This window comes from Ectothiorhodospira lacustris, assembly GCF_022227785.1.
In the GTDB taxonomy this organism is placed as follows: Bacteria; Pseudomonadota; Gammaproteobacteria; order Ectothiorhodospirales; family Ectothiorhodospiraceae; genus Ectothiorhodospira; species Ectothiorhodospira lacustris.
In genome coordinates this window covers 1-18,039 of sequence record NZ_JAJNQM010000011.1, presented here as the reverse complement: position 1 = coordinate 18,039, position 18,039 = coordinate 1, and the positions used below count along the sequence as shown (strand labels likewise).

Sequence of the window (18,039 nt, the reverse complement as noted above, 5' to 3'; positions counted from 1 at the left end):
GTCTCTTGAGCAAGAGGCACAGGAAGGTCAGGAGAGCGTCAGAGCCCGTCATTCCCGCGCAGGCGGGAATCCAGTGCAGGCCAAAGACCCTGGACTCCCGTCTGTGCGGGAGTGACGGCAAGGGGGGCGCTTGACAACGATCCTGGATCCGCGCAAAATAGCGCGCTTTCAAGGCTACGTAGCTCAGCTGGTCAGAGCATCGCACTCATAATGCGGGGGTCGGTGGTTCAAATCCACCCGTAGCCACCATCCAGCTTCCCGGCCGTGTCCGGTGAATCAAAAAAACCGCGTATGACGCGGTTTTTTTGTGTCCATGGTTCCATCTATCCCCACGCTGGCCTAGTATGCTGCGGGGATAGATGCAGGGACATATCAGAGGGCAGGGGACAGCAGCCCCGCCCGGGTATCCCCGCAGTCCACCAGGGAGGAACCCATGGCCGCATCCAGCAAGCTCACCGCCACCCAGGCTCGCCGGGCCGGATCGGAGTCGGGGGTGTTCAATCTGCAGGACGGGGGCGGGCCGTCCGGAGGCATGCCCTTCGATATCGACAGGACTCCCTCCCCGTGACTTCACCCGAGAATCCCTTGCCGCCTCATGACTCAGGCTCCCCGGTGGACAGTACGCTGCAGGGGCCGCCCCGTGAAGCCCTGGCCGCCACGCATACGCCCCCTCCCATCGTCGGTGTCGGTGCCTCGGCCGGGGGATTGGAAGCCCTGGAGGGGCTGCTGCGGGGGTTGCCTGAACAACCGGGATTCGCCGTCGTGGTGGTCCAGCATCTGGACCCCACCCGCAAGGGCATGCTCACAGAGCTGTTACAGAAGGTGACACCGCTGCCGGTGGTACAGGTGGAAGACGGCATGACGGTGGTACCGAATCGAATTCACGTCATCCCCCCCGGCAAGGATCTTTCGGTACTCAAGGGCGTGTTGTACCTGCTGGAGCCCGCCGGCCGTCGCGGGACCCGGCTGCCCATCGACTTCTTCCTTCGCTCACTGGCGGCGGATCAGGGGGAGCATGGTGTCGGCGTGATTTTGTCGGGTACCGGCTGCGACGGCACCCTGGGCATGCGTGCCCTCAAGGAGCATGCGGGACTGACGCTGGCCCAGATTCCCGAAGAGGCTCAATACCCGGACATGCCGCGCAGCGTCATTGATGCCGGCCTGGCCGACATGGTGATGCCGGTTCGCGGCATGGGCGAGCGGATCCGCGACTATCTGGTTCGCAAACAACAGATCGGGACCCGGCGGACCGGCACCGGGGACATGGATCAGCGCCATGCCCTGGAAAAGATCGTGGTATTGCTGCGGGCCCGTACCGGCCATGACTTTGCCGATTACAAAACCAATACCTTGTATCGCCGTATCGAGCGGCGCATGAGCCTGCACCAGCTGGACAGGCTCTCCAACTACGTTCGCTTCCTGCGCGACAATCCCCAGGAACTGGATCTGCTGTTCAAGGAGTTGCTGATCGGCGTGACCAGCTTCTTTCGCGATCCGATGGCCTGGGAGAGTCTGCAAAAACAGGTGCTCGCCCCCCTGATCCGGTCCGCGCCATCCCGGGGGTGCGTCCTGCGGGCCTGGGTGGCCGGCTGCTCCACCGGTGAGGAGGCCTATTCGCTGGCCATCGCCTTCCGGGAGGTGCTGGAAGAAAGTGCGCCCGTTGGTCGCGTCACCCTGCAGATCTTTGCCACCGATCTCAGCGAACATGCCATCGAGCGGGCGCGTCAGGGGCTGTATCCAGCCAGTATCGTCGCCGATGTCTCGCCGGTACGCCTGCAGCATTTCTTTCAGGAAGAGGCCGGCGGCTATCGCGTCAATCGCGCCGTTCGGGAGACGGTGGTTTTTGCCACCCAGAACCTCATCATGGACCCGCCCTTCACCAAGCTGAACCTGGTCATCTGCCGCAATCTGCTTATCTATCTGAATACGACGCTCCAGCATAAGCTGCTGCCGCTGTTCCACTACAGCTTGTTGCCGGGCGGCGTTCTTTTCCTGGGCAATGCGGAAAGTGTCGGTGGGGGCAACGAATTGTTCACCGCGCTGGATGCCCGCGCCCATCTGTTTCGTCGCGCCGAGGCCCGCGTCCGGGTGGCCGACCTGGATTTTCATGCCCGCCCGCCTGAACCGGAGGTAGAGACCCTGGCCCAATGGGCCGGCGGGGCCCCCACCGGCAGCCTGCAATCCCTGGCGGAACAGGTGCTGCTCAGGGAGTTTGCACCGCCTGCGCTGCTGGTGAACGCGGACGGCGACATCCTTTACATCTTCGGTCGCACGGGTGACTATCTGGAGCCGGCCACCGGACGGGCCAACTGGAACATCCATGTGATGGCTCGGGATGGGTTGCGACAGGAACTGGCCTTACTGCTGCCCCGGGCCATGAGGGAAAAAAAGGTTTTCAGCCAACCGGGCATCGGCGTCGGCAGTGCTGAGCGCATGCAACTCATCGATCTGACGGTCTATCCCATCGAGGAGCCTCAGGTCCTGAGCGGCATGTTGATGATCGTGTTTCAGGTCGTGTCGCCCCAGCCGGCCCCCTTGCCGGAGCCGCGGGACCCGAAGGAACACAAGAATACCCGCATTCAGGAAATGGAGCTGGCGCTGCAGCAGACCCGGGAAGAGCTGCGCATGACCCGGGAATACATGCAGACTTCCCAGGAGGAGCTTCGCTCGGCCAACGAGGAACTCCAGTCCACCAACGAGGAACTGACCACCTCCAAGGAAGAGATGCAATCACTCAATGAAGAATTGCAGACGGTGAATGTGGAGCTCCAGTCCAAGGTGGAAGAACTCACCCTGGCCAACAGCGACATGAAAAACCTGCTCGACAGTACCGACATCGCCACGGTCTTTCTGACCAAGGACCTGCGTATTCGACGCTTCACCGCTCCGGCACGGCGGATCTTCAAGCTCATTGCCACCGATGTCGGACGTCCCCTGAGTGATATCGTCACCGAACTGGAATACCCGGACCTGCAGCATGATGCCCTGGAAGTCCTGCAATCCCTCTCCCACTCCATAGAGGAGATTCCCACCCGGGACGAGCGCTGGTATCAGGTCAAGATCATGCCCTATCGCACCCTGGATGACGTCATCGACGGCGTGGTCGTCACATTCACGGACATCACCAAGGCCAAAGCCCTGGAAAATCGTTTACGCAGTCTTCAATCGACGCCGGAAGAATCCGGCAGGGAGTCAGGCAATGAGCGGGCAAGACGAGGATGATGAGGCCCGCAGACTGAGACGGCGGGCGGAGGAGAAGCTGCGGGAACGGGTATCCGATGCTGCTGATCCGGCCGCGGAGTCCAACGCCTTGGCCTTGCTGCACGAGCTGCAGGTGCATCAACTGGAACTGGAGATGCAGAACGAGACCTTGCAGCAGGCCCGCATTGAGGCGGAGGCGGCGAGGGACTTGTTCACGCAGCTCTACGACCATGCCCCCATGGCCTATTTCAACCTGGATTCATTGGGGATACTGCATCGCACCAACCTGGCGGGAGCCAGGCTGCTGGGCACCACTCGAAGCGAGCTCGCGGGGCGGCACCTGACCGGCTTTGTGAATGAGGAGGACCGCCCTCGGCTGGCGGATCTGATCTATAAGGTGTTTGCCGGTCAGGCCTCGGAACATGCGGAACTGCCGGTCACGACCCTCACCGGTATCTCGCGCATCCTGCGGGTGGAGGCCTGCGCCGGTCAGGTGGGTTCGGATCTCTGCCTGCTGGCGGCCGTGGACATCACCGATCTGGCGGAGTCCCGCCAAGCATTGATGGTCGCCGCCTCGGTCTATGAGACCCTGGACGAAGCAGTCATGGTTGCCAATGCCGGGCAGCGCATCATCCTCGTCAATCCCGCCTTTACCCGCCTGACCGGCTTTAGCGCCGACGAGGCCCTGGATCGAAGTATCGAACTGATCCGTGCCCACCGTGAGTCCCCTGCTTTTGAAGAACAACTGCGTCGGAATCTCCACACCACCGGTCACTGGCAGGGAGAAATCCTGCACCGCCGCCCGTCGGGGGAGCAGTACATGGCCTGGGTCTCCATGCATCTGCTGCGGGACGACCGCGGTTTCCCGATGCGGTATATCAGCGTGTTCAGGGACATCACCGAACAGCGCCGGGCCGAAGAGGCCATCTGGCGCCAGGCCAACTATGATCCGCTCACCGAACTGCCTAATCGCCTGCTGTTTCTGGATCGACTGCGCCACGGCATCCGTCAGGCCCAGCGGCGGGGTCGGCTCCTGGCCCTGTTGTTCATCGATCTGGACAAATTCAAGGAGATCAACGACCGACTGGGACACGATGCCGGAGATGCCGTGCTGAAGGAGGCAGCCCGTCGCATCAGTCGGTGCGTGCGCACCAGTGATACCACGGCACGACTCAGTGGTGATGAGTTTACGGTGATCATGGGCGGGCTGGAGAGCGGCAGTGGTGTGGATGAAGTGGGTGCAAAGATCCTCAAGGCCCTGGACCAGCCCTTCGAGGTGGCGGGCACCCGTGTCGCACTCTCAGCCAGTATCGGCACGGCCTTCTGTCCCGGGGATGCCACGGACCCCGCCGGTCTCATCAAGTGTGCCGATCGGGCCATGTACGCAGCCAAGGAGACCGGTGGGCAGCGGATGACACATTTTTCGCTGCAGCTGGACGCCACCCTGCAGGAACGCGAAGCGCTGATCAGAGAGCTGCCCGATGCCATCGAGCACGGCCAGTTCAGCCTGTGCTTCCAGCCTATTGTGGCACTGGATACTCGGTTGGTCGTCATGTTCGAAGCCCTGCTGCGCTGGGAACACCCCCGGCGTGGACAGCTCAACCCGGATCAGTTCCTGGCCCTGGCGGAGGCCGCCGGCCTGCTGGGGCGGATTGATGAATGGGTCTTTAAGCAGTCCTTGAGCGCCCTGGAGCAGCTGAACGCCCGCCGTGGCGAACAGGAATTACCGCTCAAAATCGCCATCAACGAATCGTCCCCTGACGGCGTCGAAGGGGTCTCCGTTGATATCTGGAAGCAGCAACTGTCACAGTCGGGGATATCGCCCGACTGCGTCATTATCGAAGTGACCGAGCAACTGCTTCAGGATGAGGATGGTCGGGTAGATGCCTGGATCAATGAGGTGCATGCCAGCGGTCTGAAAATCGCCCTGAGTCAGTTCGGCATCAAAAGAGCCGGGATACCCCATCTGCAGCGCTATCCCTTCGATCTGCTCAAGATCGACCGGAGTTTCGTGCACAACATGCCCCATGACATGGCCGACCGTACCATCGTCCACAGCATCATCAATATGGCCCACCGACTGGGGCTGAAGGTGGTGGCGGAGGGCGTGGAAACCCATCAGCAACACGAGCTGTTGCGTGAGGCGGAATGTGACTATGCCCAGGGATACCTGTTCGGCAAACCCCTGCCCGTCGACCGGATACTGGTCGAGATGGAACCAACGGGGTAGGAACGGGGCGCTGAATGGATCACCTTGAGCGGGCACCCCCTTGTGTGGATACTGTCGTTCCACTGGTTTTGGAGTGAGCCTGATGAAGAGATACGGCATCCGCGTCACCCTGCCCGAAGGGGACACCCTGTCCGCCGACCATCTACTGGGCGCGCATTGGGAGCAGTTCCGGTGGTTCGACAGCGCCCGGGAGCGGGATCGCATGATGGGGGAGATGCGCCGGCCGCCACCCTATTACCGGCGGGGTGATGTGGTGACTCAGGTGCTGGAGAAGGTGGACCGCTGATACCTCCACCAGGCCCCGTGGTGATGCCGGAACAGGCTGCCAGCCTGTCCCGGCGGTGGCTTCAGCCATCTGCCGTGAACGGCTTCCAGGGCACTGACAGCGACAGGCCCCGGCGCATCAGCGTCCCACCAGTACCAGTATCAGCAGTACCACCACGATGGCTCCGACCACACCACTGGGACCGTAGCCCCAGGTCCTGGCATGCGGCCAGACCGGGATGACGCCGATGAGGATCAGGATCAAGACGATCAATAAAATGGTTGTCAGGCTCATGGTCGGATACTCCGCGCAGGGATTGGAGTCCCATGTTGCCTTCGGTGAGCATGCCTGTTCTGTGCGCCAGCGTACCGATTGCCCCGGGCCGGTGTGGGCGCCGTTTTTGTAGGCGCCCCCCCGGGGGCCGTTACCGTCACTCCCGCAGCAATCCCGTTACCGTCACTCCCGCGAAGGCGGGAGTCCAGGGGGCAGTCCGTGACTGGATTCCCGCCTGCGCGGGAATAACGGGTCGAGAGTACTCCTGAGGGATTCAGAGTACTCAGAGTACCCCTGAGGGATTCAGAATACCTCTGACGGATTCAGAACAGCCCTAAGGGCGAAGGGGGGGCGTCAACGGGTGCCGTCCCTGGCGGTGCTGGGACGACCTTCCGGGTTGCCGCGTCTGGCGGGCGCCCCTTTGAATACCAGTCGATCACACTCGCGTTTGACCACCGCGTAGCATTCGCAACTGCGCGCTTCCAGGCCCGCACGGTCGAGGATCGTGATGTGGCCGCGATGGTATTGAATGAGCCCCGCCCGTTGCAGCTTGCCGGCGGCTTCCGTGACCCCTTCGCGTCTGACGCCGAGCATGTTGGCGATCAGTTCCTGGGTCATGACGAGGTGGTTGGAGGGCAGTCGGTCCAGGGACAGGAGCAGCCAGCGGCACAACTGCTGGTCCAGGGTGTGGTGGCGGTTGCAGACCGCGGTCTGGGCCATCTGGGTGAGCAATGCCTGGGCGTAGCGCAGCAGCAGATCGTGCAGTACCCCCTGGCGACGCCCGCCCACGCGACGAAAGGCGTCCTTGAGGCGTCGGGCGCTGAGCCGGTAGGCCTGCCCGGCACTTTGCACCACCGCCTGGCTGGGGGTGGTCTCTCCCCCCATGAACAGCGCGACCCCGACCACGCCGTCTTTGCCTACCACCGCGATTTCGGCTGAGGCACCGTCCTCCATGACGTAGAGCAGGGAGACGATGGCGTCGATAGGGAAGTAGACATGGTCCATCGGGATGCCGGGCTCATAGATGACCTGCCCCAGCGGGAGCGTGACGAGTTCAAGGCCGGGGAGCAGGCGCCGGTAGTCATGATCCGGCAGCATGGCGAGAAGTTGGTTGAGCTTGGGGTTCGGCACGGCCTGCATGAGGGAAGTTCCTTTCACCGGTCATGTTTGCTTTCTCACGACCAGTATAGCCGGATCCTTGCAGGAACAAGTGTGAACTCTGTCCTGAAATCCGTCCGATCGCACCGCTGGGTGAACGGGAATGCCCTTCAAATTTCCTCGTCCGGGGCTGTCGCCGCGCCGGATGCTCACCGCCCATGGGGGGCTTGCACTGACCGGCGCCGACGACCGTTGACCTTACCGAAGGCCGAAGTACCCCAGGATGAACAGGACGATCACGATAAGGCCGACGATATAGATGATCTGATTCATGAGCTTCTCCTTTGTATGGACGGGTCCGGTGCCGGACTGCATGAACCCGGTGATTCGCCTATCACGGTATGCGCGGCGGGATGTCGCGTCGGTGCGGCGCCGCACAGAGAAGCCGGGTGTCGGCCAGGCATCGTGTAACCCCGGGCGGGGCTTCATCCCGACCGTGGGCTGTGTTCGGTAGCACACAGACAGGGAGATGGGGCCACCGTAGTGTCGTTTCGGAGAACAGGCCGTCTTTCAGGTCTGGAAGTTACCGCAACCCGTCAGCGTATCCATTCGATCCGAGCGCCCCATGAAGAGTAAGGTCTCCCTTGTCCTGATTGTCCTTTTGAGCACAGTTTTGTTCGTTATCTGGTTCCTCTGGGGATCGAATTCCTGGGAGGTGCAGATTTCCGGTACCACCGGCGATGGACAGGCCATCCAGTACCGCATCGAGACGGTCTATGCGGGAACCTCCAAGACCCTGATCTTTCGCAACGAGGATGCCGGTTTTTTGCCGCCGTATTTTAAATTCGACTCGGCGGATCTGCAGGCCCTTGCCGGCAGGATCAAGGAGCAATGCCCGGAGGTCCCCGTCATCATCAAGGGATATAGCCTGCGCATCCCATTTCTGAACATGTTTCCCAATGCCACCTCGATTGATGCCCCGGAGCGTTGCACCCAGGCGACGACGCGCTCCCCGGGTGCAGCTGCCGAAACGCTGGAACCGGGACAAGCTGAGTAATTGACTGAAAACGGCTTTGGCTCCGTTCGCCAGCGAACAGATCCCGGAGAGATGTTTGTTTACTCTGGGCCATGGCGACTGAATGATCCTGAGGGATGGTTCGGCGCCTTACACTGCCATTGTCAGGAGTAGAAAGTATGAATATCAGAACGCATGGCGGCGCAAGCAGCGCCACGTACGCTCAGGACGCGCTCACCGATGAGCTTCTGCTGAGCACCCATACGCTGATCGGTACCGAAGTTGTGACTAGAGCGGATGAAAAGCTGGGTAGTATCAAGGATTTCATGATGAATACCACCAGCGGCAGCATCAACTACGCCGTCATTTCCGCAGGTGGCTTTCTCGGTATAGGCGACAAGCTGTACGCCGTGCCCTGGGACGCCCTGTCATTGGATACTCGGGCGAAGAACTTCATCCTGGATGTGGACGTGGAGCAGTTCAAGGCCGCTCCCGGTTTTGACAAGGATGACTGGCCGGACATGGCGGATGCCACCTGGGCGAAGAACGTCAGAAGCCACTATGGCCTTGGCGACTGAGTCAAGAGAATATCCGCAGGAGAGTGTCATGAACAAAGATCAGGTTAAAGGTCGGGCCAAGGAAGCAACAGGCAAGGTCAAGGAAGTCACCGGCCGGGCGGTCGGTAATGAGGAGCTGGAAGGTAAAGGGAAAATCCAGAAGGGTACGGGTAAGGTGCAGGCAGGCTACGGCGATGTGAAGGAGGATATCAAGAAGGACTCACGCTAGTCCTGCCCTTTGCCCATAAGTCGTACCGATAGGTCGTAAAAAAACCAGCCACCACCGCGCCGTTTCATCACCAGCACAAGACCGCGGCGGCCTGCTCCATTGAGGCCGCCGCCACCCGTGGTGAGCAGGAGCGCTGCTTAGCGCGTCCCAAGGATCCTCGTGCCCCCGAAACGAAAGACTAACCCGGCCGAAAACAGGTCGAGATCGCTATCGTTACCTACCGCGTCGTCGATCCGATATCGTTCCGCCTCGAGACGCAAGGCCAGGTTATCGGTGACGGTGTACTGGAAGCCGATGCCGAATTTGTAATTGGTATCGGTTTCGCTGGCGTCGGGGTCCAGCACGCCCACCGCACCGGTACCGGCAAAGGCGACTTTGGCCTTACCGCGATGAACGCCGACGCGGGCGAACACCGCCGCGCGTTCGGAGAAGGGCAGCATGCCCACCAGATCGACATTCACTCCCCGGAACTCAAGCTTGCCCGACTGGGTACCCGCCGGTACCGTGGTCGCCCTGTAATCGAACTGGCCAAGATCGAAATAGCCGGCTTCAAGGGCAAGATAGGGGTGAAATTGGTAGCCTGCGAAGAGCTTGTAACCAACGTCGGATTCGTCGTCGGTGAACCGCGATGTGGTGAATCCCGACGTGAGCAGATCGGCCCTGATATCGCTCCGGGCAATGTCGGCGCGCGACTGGCCAAGACCCGCGCCAAAATACCAAGGGGATGGATCGGCCGCCGCGGCGGGGAGGGTAAGCCCTGCCAGGGCCAGGGTCGTGAATGTCCACTTGAGCGTGTGCAGTTTCATGGGTGCCTCCACCAGGAACGGGTGTGCGTGACGTCCATTACGGGGCCGGCACGTTGATGATCGTGTTCACCATCGTCACGGACCCACCCAGGGACATTGCCCGGCCGTCCAGCGTCACGATGTCGACATTGTCCGCGGTGGAGAAGCTGACTCCGTCTGCGGCAATGATGGTCCCTTTCATGGTGCCGCCTCCTGCCGCGTTGATCGTGGCCGCGCTACCCACTTGCCAGTAGACGTTCTTGGCCTGGGCACCGTTCGTGAGGGTGACGCTCTGAGGGAAATCGGCGCCGGGCCCCCCGACCGTCAGCGTGGTGGCCATCTGGAAAATCCAGACAGCATTCTGATTGCCTTGTCCGTCCAGCGTGAGGTCTCCGCCCTGAATCCTGAAGGCGCCGCTCTGGGCGGTGTAAACGCCCGGCGTCAGGGTCAGGTTACCCAGATTGTCGTTCCCCGGATCCTGTCCGCCCGGCAGGTTCGCCGGTGACAGTGCGATAAACGCCGCTTCGGCATCGAGCCGGGCCTGATCTGCGATCGCCTGGGTTTCCACTGTTCCATCCTGCGGGCAGGCCACGGTCGGAGGCGGGGGCGACGCGAAGATGCGGCCGTTCACCTGGCCCTGGTTGAGGGTGGTGACGGTATAGGTGCAGTCGGGCTCGGAGACGAACCCGGTCACCGCCGTGGAGACGGCCGTGGTACCGATATCGCCATTGATGACGGTCAGGAGGCCCTGGTTGGTGATGCCTGCCGAGCCGCCAAAGGAGCCGAACGGTGCTGCGGACCGGAGTATGGCCGGTTCCACACAGCTCCCGATCGGGGCCACCGCTGTGAAGGTCCAGGCGAAGTCCTCCAGCAACGCGTTGGGTGGGACTGCGAGGTCGGTCACGCCATCGGGTCCGCCCGTGAGGGTGGCGCGGTAGGTGGCGCCGTCCGTCAGCAGGGCCTGGGGTGTGAAGGTGACGATCGTACCGGTGTCCACGTCGACGACCACCGATTCCGCCGCCACCGTATTCGATGGTGCGGCATCTTCGACCACCCGAAACGTCAGGCCGTTGACCGAAGCCGGATCCAGGCGCAGACCGGAGGGCACGTCGAAGACGGCACTGATGCCGGCCAACGGACATACGGCGATCGTGCCCCCGTTCAGGGGGGCGGTGGACTGCACGATAACGGGCTCTGCGATGGCCGGCGCCGTTTCAGTGGTGAAGGTCCAGGCGTAATCACTGCCATCAACGATTGGACCCTGGTTACCACTCAGGGGGTTGCCCGCAAGGTCCGTCGCGGTGCCGGTGATGGTTGCCGTATAGGTCGTTTCGGCTTCGAGGGGGTTATCCGGCGTGAAGACGGCGGTCCGTGAGCCGACCACGTAGGAAACCCGGCCCGAGGGTGCGGGTGTGACGCAGGGAGCTTCACAGGTCAGCGTGAAGCCGTCGTCGCTGATCGTGGCCGGATCCATGTCTTCGCTGAATGTTGCGGTGATGGCCGTGTTGGGCGGCACCTCGGTCGTCGGACCCGGGTCCGATGTTTCCGGCACCGTGAGGGTCACCTGCGGCCGCGTTGAATCGGGCGTCGAGCCGGTGGTGAAGCTCCAGACGAAGGGTGCCGGCAGTGGCTGGCCGGTGGAACTGCTGGTGGCGCTGACGATCGTGCCCGTGTAGAGCACCGACGGCTCCAGTCCGGCCGGATCGGTCACGGTGAACGTCGCAATGGTTCCCGTCCCATTCATGCCGACCACGCCGTTGGCGTCGGTGCAGGGTGACTCGCAGGTGAGCGTGAAATCGCCGGCTGCCAGCGCGTCCACCGGCTGAGTGAATTGTGCCGAGATTGCCGTGGTATTGGTCGCCACACCGGTGGCATTGGCAAGCGGAGTGACGGCCGTCAGCGTGGGCGGAGGGCCTGCTGTCCTGAAGCGCCAGGTCACAGGTTCCGCCAGTACCCGTCCTGAGGCCTGACTGCTCGCGCCGGTAATGGTCGCCGTGTAGAGGGTCGCCACCTCGAGTGCCGCGGCCGGCGTGAAGCTCGCCGTGGTGCCCGCGCCATCAAGGGTGGTGTCGCCGGTGGGGTTCGCACACGGTGCGTCACAGCTCAACACGAAGCCGGCGCTGCCGGTCAAGGGTGCCATGGGCTCACTGAAGGTGGCCGTGACAACGGCGTCGGTCGGCACACTGATCGCGCCGTCCTCAGGGCTCGTGGCGATGATCGTAGGTGCTCCGGTGACATTGCCATCGGTCACGAGAATCGTGTCGCGGCTATCACAGCCCCCGATAACCGTCATGGTGAGGGCGCCGAGCATGCCTGCCATCAGCCACGTCCGGACCCCGTTTATGGTGTATAGAGCGCGCATGGTTTGAGTCCCTTGAATGAACCGCAGTGGTTACCTAACTCTCATGCATCTTGATGGCGATGCACCCTCATTCCCGGCCCTTCTCCCCCAAGGGGAGAAGGGAGTGTCTGTGGCTGAACCTGGGTTCTTTCACGTTAAGCAGGCGGTTCAGCCCGAAGGGTATTCGATGGCTGTATCAATAGTTGCGTGCGGATTTTCCGAACACCAGCATTCCCACACCCGCCACCGCAGAAGCCGCACCAAGGATCAGGAACCAGATGGTGGACTCAGTGAAGCGGCCGGTCACCGCCTCCGTCACCTGATCGCCCAGGCTTTGGGATGACTGATACGCAAAGAAAAGCAGGATCAAACCCACAACAAGCAACACCAGAGCCAGAACTTTATTATTTGCCATTTCCATCTCCTTTACTTTTTTTCACCATGACACATGGCGTCATCGGCACGGCCATCCATATATGGTTCATTTCTTTTCCTTTTTGGCGTCGCTATTGACCTCTCCCAACACAGTCCCATGCTTGCCGCCGTGTTTTTCGGTTTTACCTTTTTTCTCCGTGCTTTCTTCGTGGGTTACTTTTCCGGTAACCTCCTTGGTCTTTCCCTTCTCCTTGTTCGTACTATCATTTCCCTGATGCTTGCTCATGAGCCGATCTCCGGATGATGGTTCGGTTTTGGGTTCTGCCTCTTATCATGAACTCAAACTCATGTAGATGCAGGGTGAGGCTCCCACGGTAATGGAAGCTTGAGGCCGGGTCTGTGCGTTGCCTAACTTAAAAACACCCCCCGACATCGTTGCCGGCGTTGGATCCGTCCCCCAATCAAAGCTGCGATCTAATGGGTAGCAGAATTTTTTCGGAGAACTTTTCGCGAAACGGACGGCTCTTCCAGCGGTCAAGGGAATACGGCTCAGCCGCCAGCAGGTCCTTCTCGAATATGGTCGTCATCTGAGTGGCGAAATCGCTGCTGTATACATTCAGACTCGCTTCATCATTGAGCCGAATTGAACGCATGTCGAAATTGGTGGAACCCACCGAAACGAACTCGGCATCGATGACCAGTAGCTTGGTATGCAGCATGGTCGGCTGATAGACGTGGATCTCGGCACCCGCGTGCAGAAGTACGCCCCAGTCCGCCCTGGATGCGATCCTGACCGTGATCGCATCCAGGTAAGGCCCCGGCAACAGGATGCGAACGCGAACGCCGCGACCACGGGCAGCGATCAAGGCCTGGATCAACAGCGTGTCGGGTACAAAGTAGGATGCGGCCAGGTCGATCGTCGCCTCGGCCGCCGCGATGGCAAGCAGATACATCAGATGCATGCTCTCGCTCCCGCCGGATGGGGAGGCGACGAACATGTGTGCGTCCATCCCACCCTCTTCTTCCAGGGCCGGAAAGTAGCTCGGGCCATTGAGCACCTGGCCGGTGGTCTTGATCCAATTGTTGTTGAAGGCCGCTTGCAACTGTGCCACGACGGGTCCTTCAATCCGGAAGTGGGTGTCTCGCCAGTGCTCGGGATCGCCACCGTCGCCAGTCCACTGATCCGCGATGCCCACCCCGCCGGTGAACCCGATGCGGCCGTCGACCACCAGCAGCTTGCGATGGGTGCGGTTGTTCATGCGGCCGAAGTTGTACCAGTGCAGTGGCCGATATCGATGCAACCGCACCCCGGCGGCCTCCATGGCATCCAGCAACGACTGATCCATCTTGTTGCTGCCGACCCAATCGATGATGACGCTGACGGGCACACCCGCGCGGGCGCGTTCAGAAAGTGCTTGCGAGAACTCTTCAGCAATCTCACCTGACCAGTAGATGAAGGTCTCGAAAGTGATCGATCTCTGCGCCGAGCGAATGGCGGGCAGCATCGCCGGAAAAATCTCGTTGCCGTTTTGTAGCGCGGTCACCTGATTGCCTTGCACTATCGCCGGACCCAGCAGGACGGACATCTCGCGCCGAAACTGCGGATCGCAGACGGCATGGCGATGTTCGACTTTGCGCTCGACCACCTGCTCGGGTGTCTTGAAGTTCTGCAACAACACCAGCACCAGACTGGTGGCCAGTACCGTGATCCCCACAATCCAGAGCATAGATTTTCGGCTCCTCATCCATGCCGTCCCGGCCGCCCGTGGGAGAACGCGGGTGCGCCTGAAGGTGATGCGGTGGCTTTCCGCCCAGTTTAAGGGGCGACGAGGGGCGCGTCCGTGCGTTATCACACTGAGCACACGGCGGGGTTGTATGGCTTCGGGTCAGGCGCAGCGCGTGCGTTTGTTATCGCACAGACGACTTACGTGGGCGGCCTGAGAATCCGTCACGCGTCGGCGGTCCGAGCGGCATCTCGACTGCCTGCATTCCCCCTCTCTGCGGAGAAGAAGCATGGCTACGAATAAAAAATCGGCTCGGTCGTCGCGGAAAAGCAAAGGCGACACATCCGATATGGCAGCCCAGGGCGCCAACGTCATACTCGGAACCAACGACGTCGTCGCCGAGCAAGCCGCTGCAAGTGATGACCTTGTCGCTGAGATGCCCCACAACAGCATCAAAGAGCTCGAATACGGTTACGACAACGCCGTCACACCAGCGGCCGGCGTGACTGTGGAGCCGGACTCCGCTGCGTTGACCGCAAGTACGTCAACCGAGGAAACCCGGACTGCGAAAACCGGCGGCGCGGCAAGGCTCGGAACGAACGCGACCGTCGCTTCGCTCGACCGGGTCAGGGTCGATGCCGGCGATCAGCCGTTGACCACCAATCAAGGGGTTCGCATCGGCGATAATCAGAACACGTTGAAAGCCGGATTGCGTGGGCCATCGCTACTCGAAGATTTCATTCTTCGGGAAAAGATCACCCATTTCGATCATGAGCGCATCCCCGAGCGCATCGTCCATGCACGGGGTTCGGGCGCCCACGGCTTCTTCGAGGCCTACGACGCCCTGACCCAGTACACCCGCGCGGCGCCGTTTGCCAAGAAGGGCAAGATCACGCCCGTGTTCGTGCGCTTTTCCACGGTGGCCGGGGAGCGGGGCTCGAAGGACACGGCGCGCGATGCCCGTGGCTTCGCCGTGAAGTTCTATACCGACGAAGGCAACTGGGACCTGGTGGGCAACAACATCCCGGTGTTCTTCATTCAGGATGCCATGAAGTTTCCCGATCTGGTCCACGCCCTCAAGCCGGAGCCACACCACGGCATGCCTCAAGCGGGGTCCGCCCATGACACGTTCTGGGACTTCGTCTCCCTGATGCCGGAGTCCACCCATATGTTGATGTGGGCGATGTCGGATCGGGCCATACCACGCAGCTATCGGATGATGCAGGGCTTTGGCGTGCACACCTTTCGTCTGGTCAATGATCAGGGCCAATCCGTCTTCTGCAAGTTTCACTGGACGCCTCGGCAGGGAACCCATTCACTCGTCTGGGACGAGGCCGTGAAGATTGCAGGCGCTGATGCCGACTTTCATCGGCGTGATTTGTGGGAAGCCATCGAGTCGGGGGAATTCCCGGAATGGGAGCTGGGGCTGCAGATATTCACCGAGGAACAGGCCGAGGGCTTCAGCTTCGATGTGCTCGACTCCACCAAGATCGTCCCGGAGGCGCTGGTGCCGCTCCTGCCCGTCGGACGCATGGTGCTCAACCGCAACCCCGACAACTTCTTTGCGGAGACCGAGCAGGTCGCCTTCTGCGCGGCGCACATCATCCCGGGCATCGATTTCTCCAATGATCCCTTGCTTGCCGGTCGAATCCATTCCTATGCGGATACGCAGATCACGCGACTCGGCGGCCCCAATTTCCACGAGATCCCGATCAATACACCGCTTGCCCCCGTGCAGAATAATCAACGCGATGGCATGCACCGCCAGGCCCTGCATCGGGGGCGCGTGGCGTACGAGCCCAATTCATTGGCGGGGGGCTGCCCCTTTCAGGCCGGAACTGCCGGATTCATGTCCTTCCCCGAGGTCATTACCGAAGACAAGGTCCGCGGCAAGCCGGAGAAGTTTGCCGAGCACTATGCCCAGGCCACGCTATTCTACGAGAGTCAGACGGCTGTCGAAAAAGCGCATATTGCGGCCGCCTTCCGCTTTGAGCTGAGCAAGGTCGGCGTCCTCGCCATCCGTGAACGGATGCTGTCCTCCCTGGTGAACGTCTCACCGGCCCTGGCTGCCCAGGTCGCGGGCGGTTTGGGTATGGCGGTGCCCGATGCCATGCCGAAGGCCATCGCCGATCCAAAGGTGCCGGAGGTGACCGTATCTCCGGCGTTGTCACTGATGGCGTTACCGGGCGAGTGCGGTATCCGCACGCGTCAGATTGCCGTGTTGGTCGAAGATGGCGCCCACCATGCCTCGCTGGTGAGCCTGTATGGTGCGCTGGCCGATGCGGGTGCAGTGGTGCATTTTGTGGGGCCACGGGTGGGCCTGTTCGTCGGTGATTCCGGCGAGCACATAGAAGCCAACAAATCGATGGAAAATTCTCCCGCCGTCCTGTTCGATGCGCTGGTGCTGCCTGATGGAATCGATGCGGTCCAGGCGCTGGCAGGCAACGGGCATACGATGGAGTTCATAAAAAATACGTTCCGTCACTGCAAAACGATACTCGCCTTGGGTGCCGGCCGGGATCTGCTGGAACTGGCCGGTGTCGGGCCGGTCATGGATGATGACGAGGGCATCCTGCTGGCGGACGGCGCCGATGCCGCCGGGGTCGCGTCGGCCTTCATCGATGCGATGGCCAGCCATCGCCATTTCTCCCGTGAAAGCGACCCGTATGCCCAATGACTCAGCCCGCCTGTCGGCGGCCTGGCCACTGGGCCGCGAAGGCATTGCTCAGCAAGGATATCCGTCTGTGTTTTCGGGTGTATCGTGAAACCACATCCGGTTAGCACCGGATTTCTTGGCCTGGTACATGGCCCGATCTGCGGCTTCCATCAGGGCGGCGGGCGAGGATGCGTCCTGGGGGTAGCACGAGATCCCGATGCTGACGGAAATCTGCACGGGGGGTTGTGCGATGGGGAAGGGCATGGCGAGCGCATCAATGATCGTTCGGGCCACCAGCTGAATGTCCTTGCGCTGCTTGGCACCGGTGAGAATCACGGTAAATTCATCGCCGCCCAGACGGGCCACCGTATCCGCCTCCCGGACACAATCGGTCAGGCGTTCCGCCACGCCAGACAATAGACGGTCCCCCGCCTCATGTCCGAGCAAGTCATTGACCCGGCGCGCGACAAGCCCCGCCGTTCAGGGCGGGGAAGGATAGCGCGGACGGCGTAGCCGTCGTTGGGTTTCAGTGAGGTGTCTGCTGCTGCTCGATGTACTGGCGCACGATGGAGATCGGCGCGCCGCCGCAGGAGGATGCGAAGTAGGACGGGGACCACAGCACGCCCTTCCAGTAGCGTTTCTCGATATCCGGGCGCTCCTTGCGAAGCAGACGGCTGGAGACGCCCTTGAGGCTGTTCACGAGGTTCGAGACGGCCACCTTGGGCGGATACTCCACCAGCAGATGCACATGATCGTCCTCGCCGTCCATCTCGATCAGTTGTGCCTCGAAGTCGGTGCAAACCTTGGCGAAGATCGTGCGCAACCGGTTGATGGCGTCGGCATCAAATACCTTTCGGCGATATTTCGCCACAAAGACCAAATGGACGTGCATCTTGAAAACGCAATGCCGACCGTGTCGAATATCATTGTCGTTGCTCATAGGCCAAACTATAATCTCTGCATGCAACAACTCCAAGCCTTCAAGTTTGAGCTACGCCCCGACGGCCAGCAGGAACGGCAAATGCGCCGTTTCGCTGGCTCGTGCCGGTTCGTGTTCAACAAGGCGTTGGCGTTGCAGAAGGAGCGTTACGAGCAAGGCGAGAAGAAGCTTGGCTATGCCGGACTGTGCAAGCTGCTCACCGAGTGGCGCAAAGGGCCGGAAACGCCGTGGCTGGCCGATGCGCCGACGCACCCGCTTCAACAGACGCTCAAGGACCTGGAGCGCGCCTACGCCAATTTCTTCGCCAAGCGTGCGGACTTCCCGCGCTTCAAGAAGAAAGGCCGGTCGGA

The 18,039-nt window shown here is 61.4% G+C and carries 18 protein-coding genes and 1 tRNA gene; 10 read left to right on the top strand and 9 right to left on the bottom strand.

From position 1 onward, the window contains the following. The first annotated feature begins 172 nt into the window (after positions 1 to 172). The 5 genes from LQ952_RS03725 (at position 173) to LQ952_RS03710 (ending at position 5,717) form a co-directional block, all read left to right on the top strand. Positions 173 to 249: transfer RNA gene (locus LQ952_RS03725), tRNA-Met, on the top strand. A 184-nt stretch (positions 250 to 433) separates the two neighbouring features. Next, positions 434 to 568, top strand: a complete 135-nt coding sequence (locus LQ952_RS15850; protein ID WP_255721711.1) for a hypothetical protein — start codon at positions 434 to 436, stop codon at positions 566 to 568. Next, a complete protein-coding gene (locus LQ952_RS03720; RefSeq protein ID WP_238621318.1) occupies positions 565 to 3,222 on the top strand; it encodes a chemotaxis protein CheB in 2,658 nt (885 codons plus the stop codon). Before LQ952_RS15850 ends, LQ952_RS03720 begins: the two co-directional genes overlap by 4 nt. Next, positions 3,200 to 5,431, top strand: a complete 2,232-nt coding sequence (locus LQ952_RS03715) for a putative bifunctional diguanylate cyclase/phosphodiesterase (RefSeq protein ID WP_238621317.1) — start codon at positions 3,200 to 3,202, stop codon at positions 5,429 to 5,431. The genes LQ952_RS03720 and LQ952_RS03715 overlap by 23 nt, the downstream gene beginning before the upstream one ends. Positions 5,432 to 5,513: 82 nt before the next feature. Further along, positions 5,514 to 5,717 (top strand): hypothetical protein, encoded by a 204-nt coding sequence (locus tag LQ952_RS03710; protein WP_238621316.1) that lies wholly within the window; start codon positions 5,514 to 5,516, stop codon positions 5,715 to 5,717. Positions 5,718 to 5,834: 117 nt separating this feature from the next. Here LQ952_RS03710 and LQ952_RS03705 read toward each other — a convergent pair whose 3' ends face one another. Beyond that, complete coding sequence (locus LQ952_RS03705; RefSeq protein ID WP_238621315.1) at positions 5,835 to 5,990, bottom strand: DUF3309 family protein; 156 nt, start codon at positions 5,988 to 5,990, stop codon at positions 5,835 to 5,837. Between the two features lie 333 nt (positions 5,991 to 6,323). Beyond that, the gene (locus tag LQ952_RS03700) at positions 6,324 to 7,109 is read right to left on the bottom strand and encodes a Crp/Fnr family transcriptional regulator (RefSeq protein ID WP_238621314.1); all 786 of its coding nucleotides are present in this window, start codon (positions 7,107 to 7,109) and stop codon (positions 6,324 to 6,326) included. Positions 7,110 to 7,692: 583 nt separating this feature from the next. Here LQ952_RS03700 and LQ952_RS03695 point away from each other — a divergent pair. The 3 genes from LQ952_RS03695 (at position 7,693) to LQ952_RS03685 (ending at position 8,868) form a co-directional block, all read left to right on the top strand. Next, positions 7,693 to 8,124 (top strand): DUF1523 family protein, encoded by a 432-nt coding sequence (locus LQ952_RS03695; protein ID WP_238621313.1) that lies wholly within the window; start codon positions 7,693 to 7,695, stop codon positions 8,122 to 8,124. 137 nt (positions 8,125 to 8,261) lie between these two features. After that, positions 8,262 to 8,660: a PRC-barrel domain-containing protein gene (locus LQ952_RS03690; protein WP_238621312.1), complete on the top strand. Its 399-nt coding sequence runs from the start codon at positions 8,262 to 8,264 to the stop codon at positions 8,658 to 8,660. 28 nt (positions 8,661 to 8,688) lie between these two features. Further along, the gene (locus tag LQ952_RS03685) at positions 8,689 to 8,868 is read left to right on the top strand and encodes a CsbD family protein (protein WP_238621311.1); all 180 of its coding nucleotides are present in this window, start codon (positions 8,689 to 8,691) and stop codon (positions 8,866 to 8,868) included. Between the two features lie 137 nt (positions 8,869 to 9,005). Here LQ952_RS03685 and LQ952_RS03680 read toward each other — a convergent pair whose 3' ends face one another. From LQ952_RS03680 to LQ952_RS03660, 5 genes are all read right to left on the bottom strand, one after another. Next, entirely contained in the window at positions 9,006 to 9,674 is a 669-nt protein-coding gene (locus LQ952_RS03680) for an outer membrane beta-barrel protein (protein WP_238621310.1), read from the bottom strand. A 37-nt stretch (positions 9,675 to 9,711) separates the two neighbouring features. Continuing rightward, entirely contained in the window at positions 9,712 to 11,973 is a 2,262-nt protein-coding gene (locus LQ952_RS03675; RefSeq protein ID WP_238621309.1) for an Ig-like domain-containing protein, read from the bottom strand. Positions 11,974 to 12,190: 217 nt separating this feature from the next. Beyond that, a complete protein-coding gene (locus LQ952_RS03670; RefSeq protein ID WP_238621308.1) occupies positions 12,191 to 12,409 on the bottom strand; it encodes a DUF3185 family protein in 219 nt (72 codons plus the stop codon). 66 nt (positions 12,410 to 12,475) lie between these two features. After that, positions 12,476 to 12,655: a CsbD family protein gene (locus LQ952_RS03665; RefSeq protein ID WP_238621307.1), complete on the bottom strand. Its 180-nt coding sequence runs from the start codon at positions 12,653 to 12,655 to the stop codon at positions 12,476 to 12,478. Between the two features lie 175 nt (positions 12,656 to 12,830). Then, a complete protein-coding gene (locus LQ952_RS03660) occupies positions 12,831 to 14,096 on the bottom strand; it encodes a phospholipase D-like domain-containing protein (RefSeq protein WP_238621306.1) in 1,266 nt (421 codons plus the stop codon). 286 nt (positions 14,097 to 14,382) lie between these two features. Between LQ952_RS03660 and LQ952_RS03655 the strand changes: the two genes are divergently transcribed. Beyond that, complete coding sequence (locus LQ952_RS03655) at positions 14,383 to 16,770, top strand: catalase (protein WP_238621305.1); 2,388 nt, start codon at positions 14,383 to 14,385, stop codon at positions 16,768 to 16,770. Positions 16,771 to 16,818: 48 nt separating this feature from the next. On the opposite strand, the gene LQ952_RS03650 is transcribed toward LQ952_RS03655, so the two are convergent. Both LQ952_RS03650 and tnpA read right to left on the bottom strand, forming a co-directional pair. Beyond that, a complete protein-coding gene (locus LQ952_RS03650) occupies positions 16,819 to 17,196 on the bottom strand; it encodes a diguanylate cyclase domain-containing protein (protein WP_238621304.1) in 378 nt (125 codons plus the stop codon). Positions 17,197 to 17,275: 79 nt separating this feature from the next. Beyond that, positions 17,276 to 17,689, bottom strand: coding sequence for an IS200/IS605 family transposase (tnpA, locus tag LQ952_RS03645; RefSeq protein ID WP_238621303.1), 414 nt, complete (start codon positions 17,687 to 17,689; stop codon positions 17,276 to 17,278). On the opposite strand from tnpA, the gene LQ952_RS03640 reads away from it, so the two are divergent. Beyond that, on the top strand, positions 17,630 to 18,039 hold a 410-nt coding region (locus LQ952_RS03640), incomplete at its 3' end, for an RNA-guided endonuclease InsQ/TnpB family protein (RefSeq protein WP_238621302.1). The two genes, tnpA and LQ952_RS03640, sit on opposite strands and share 60 nt — an antisense overlap.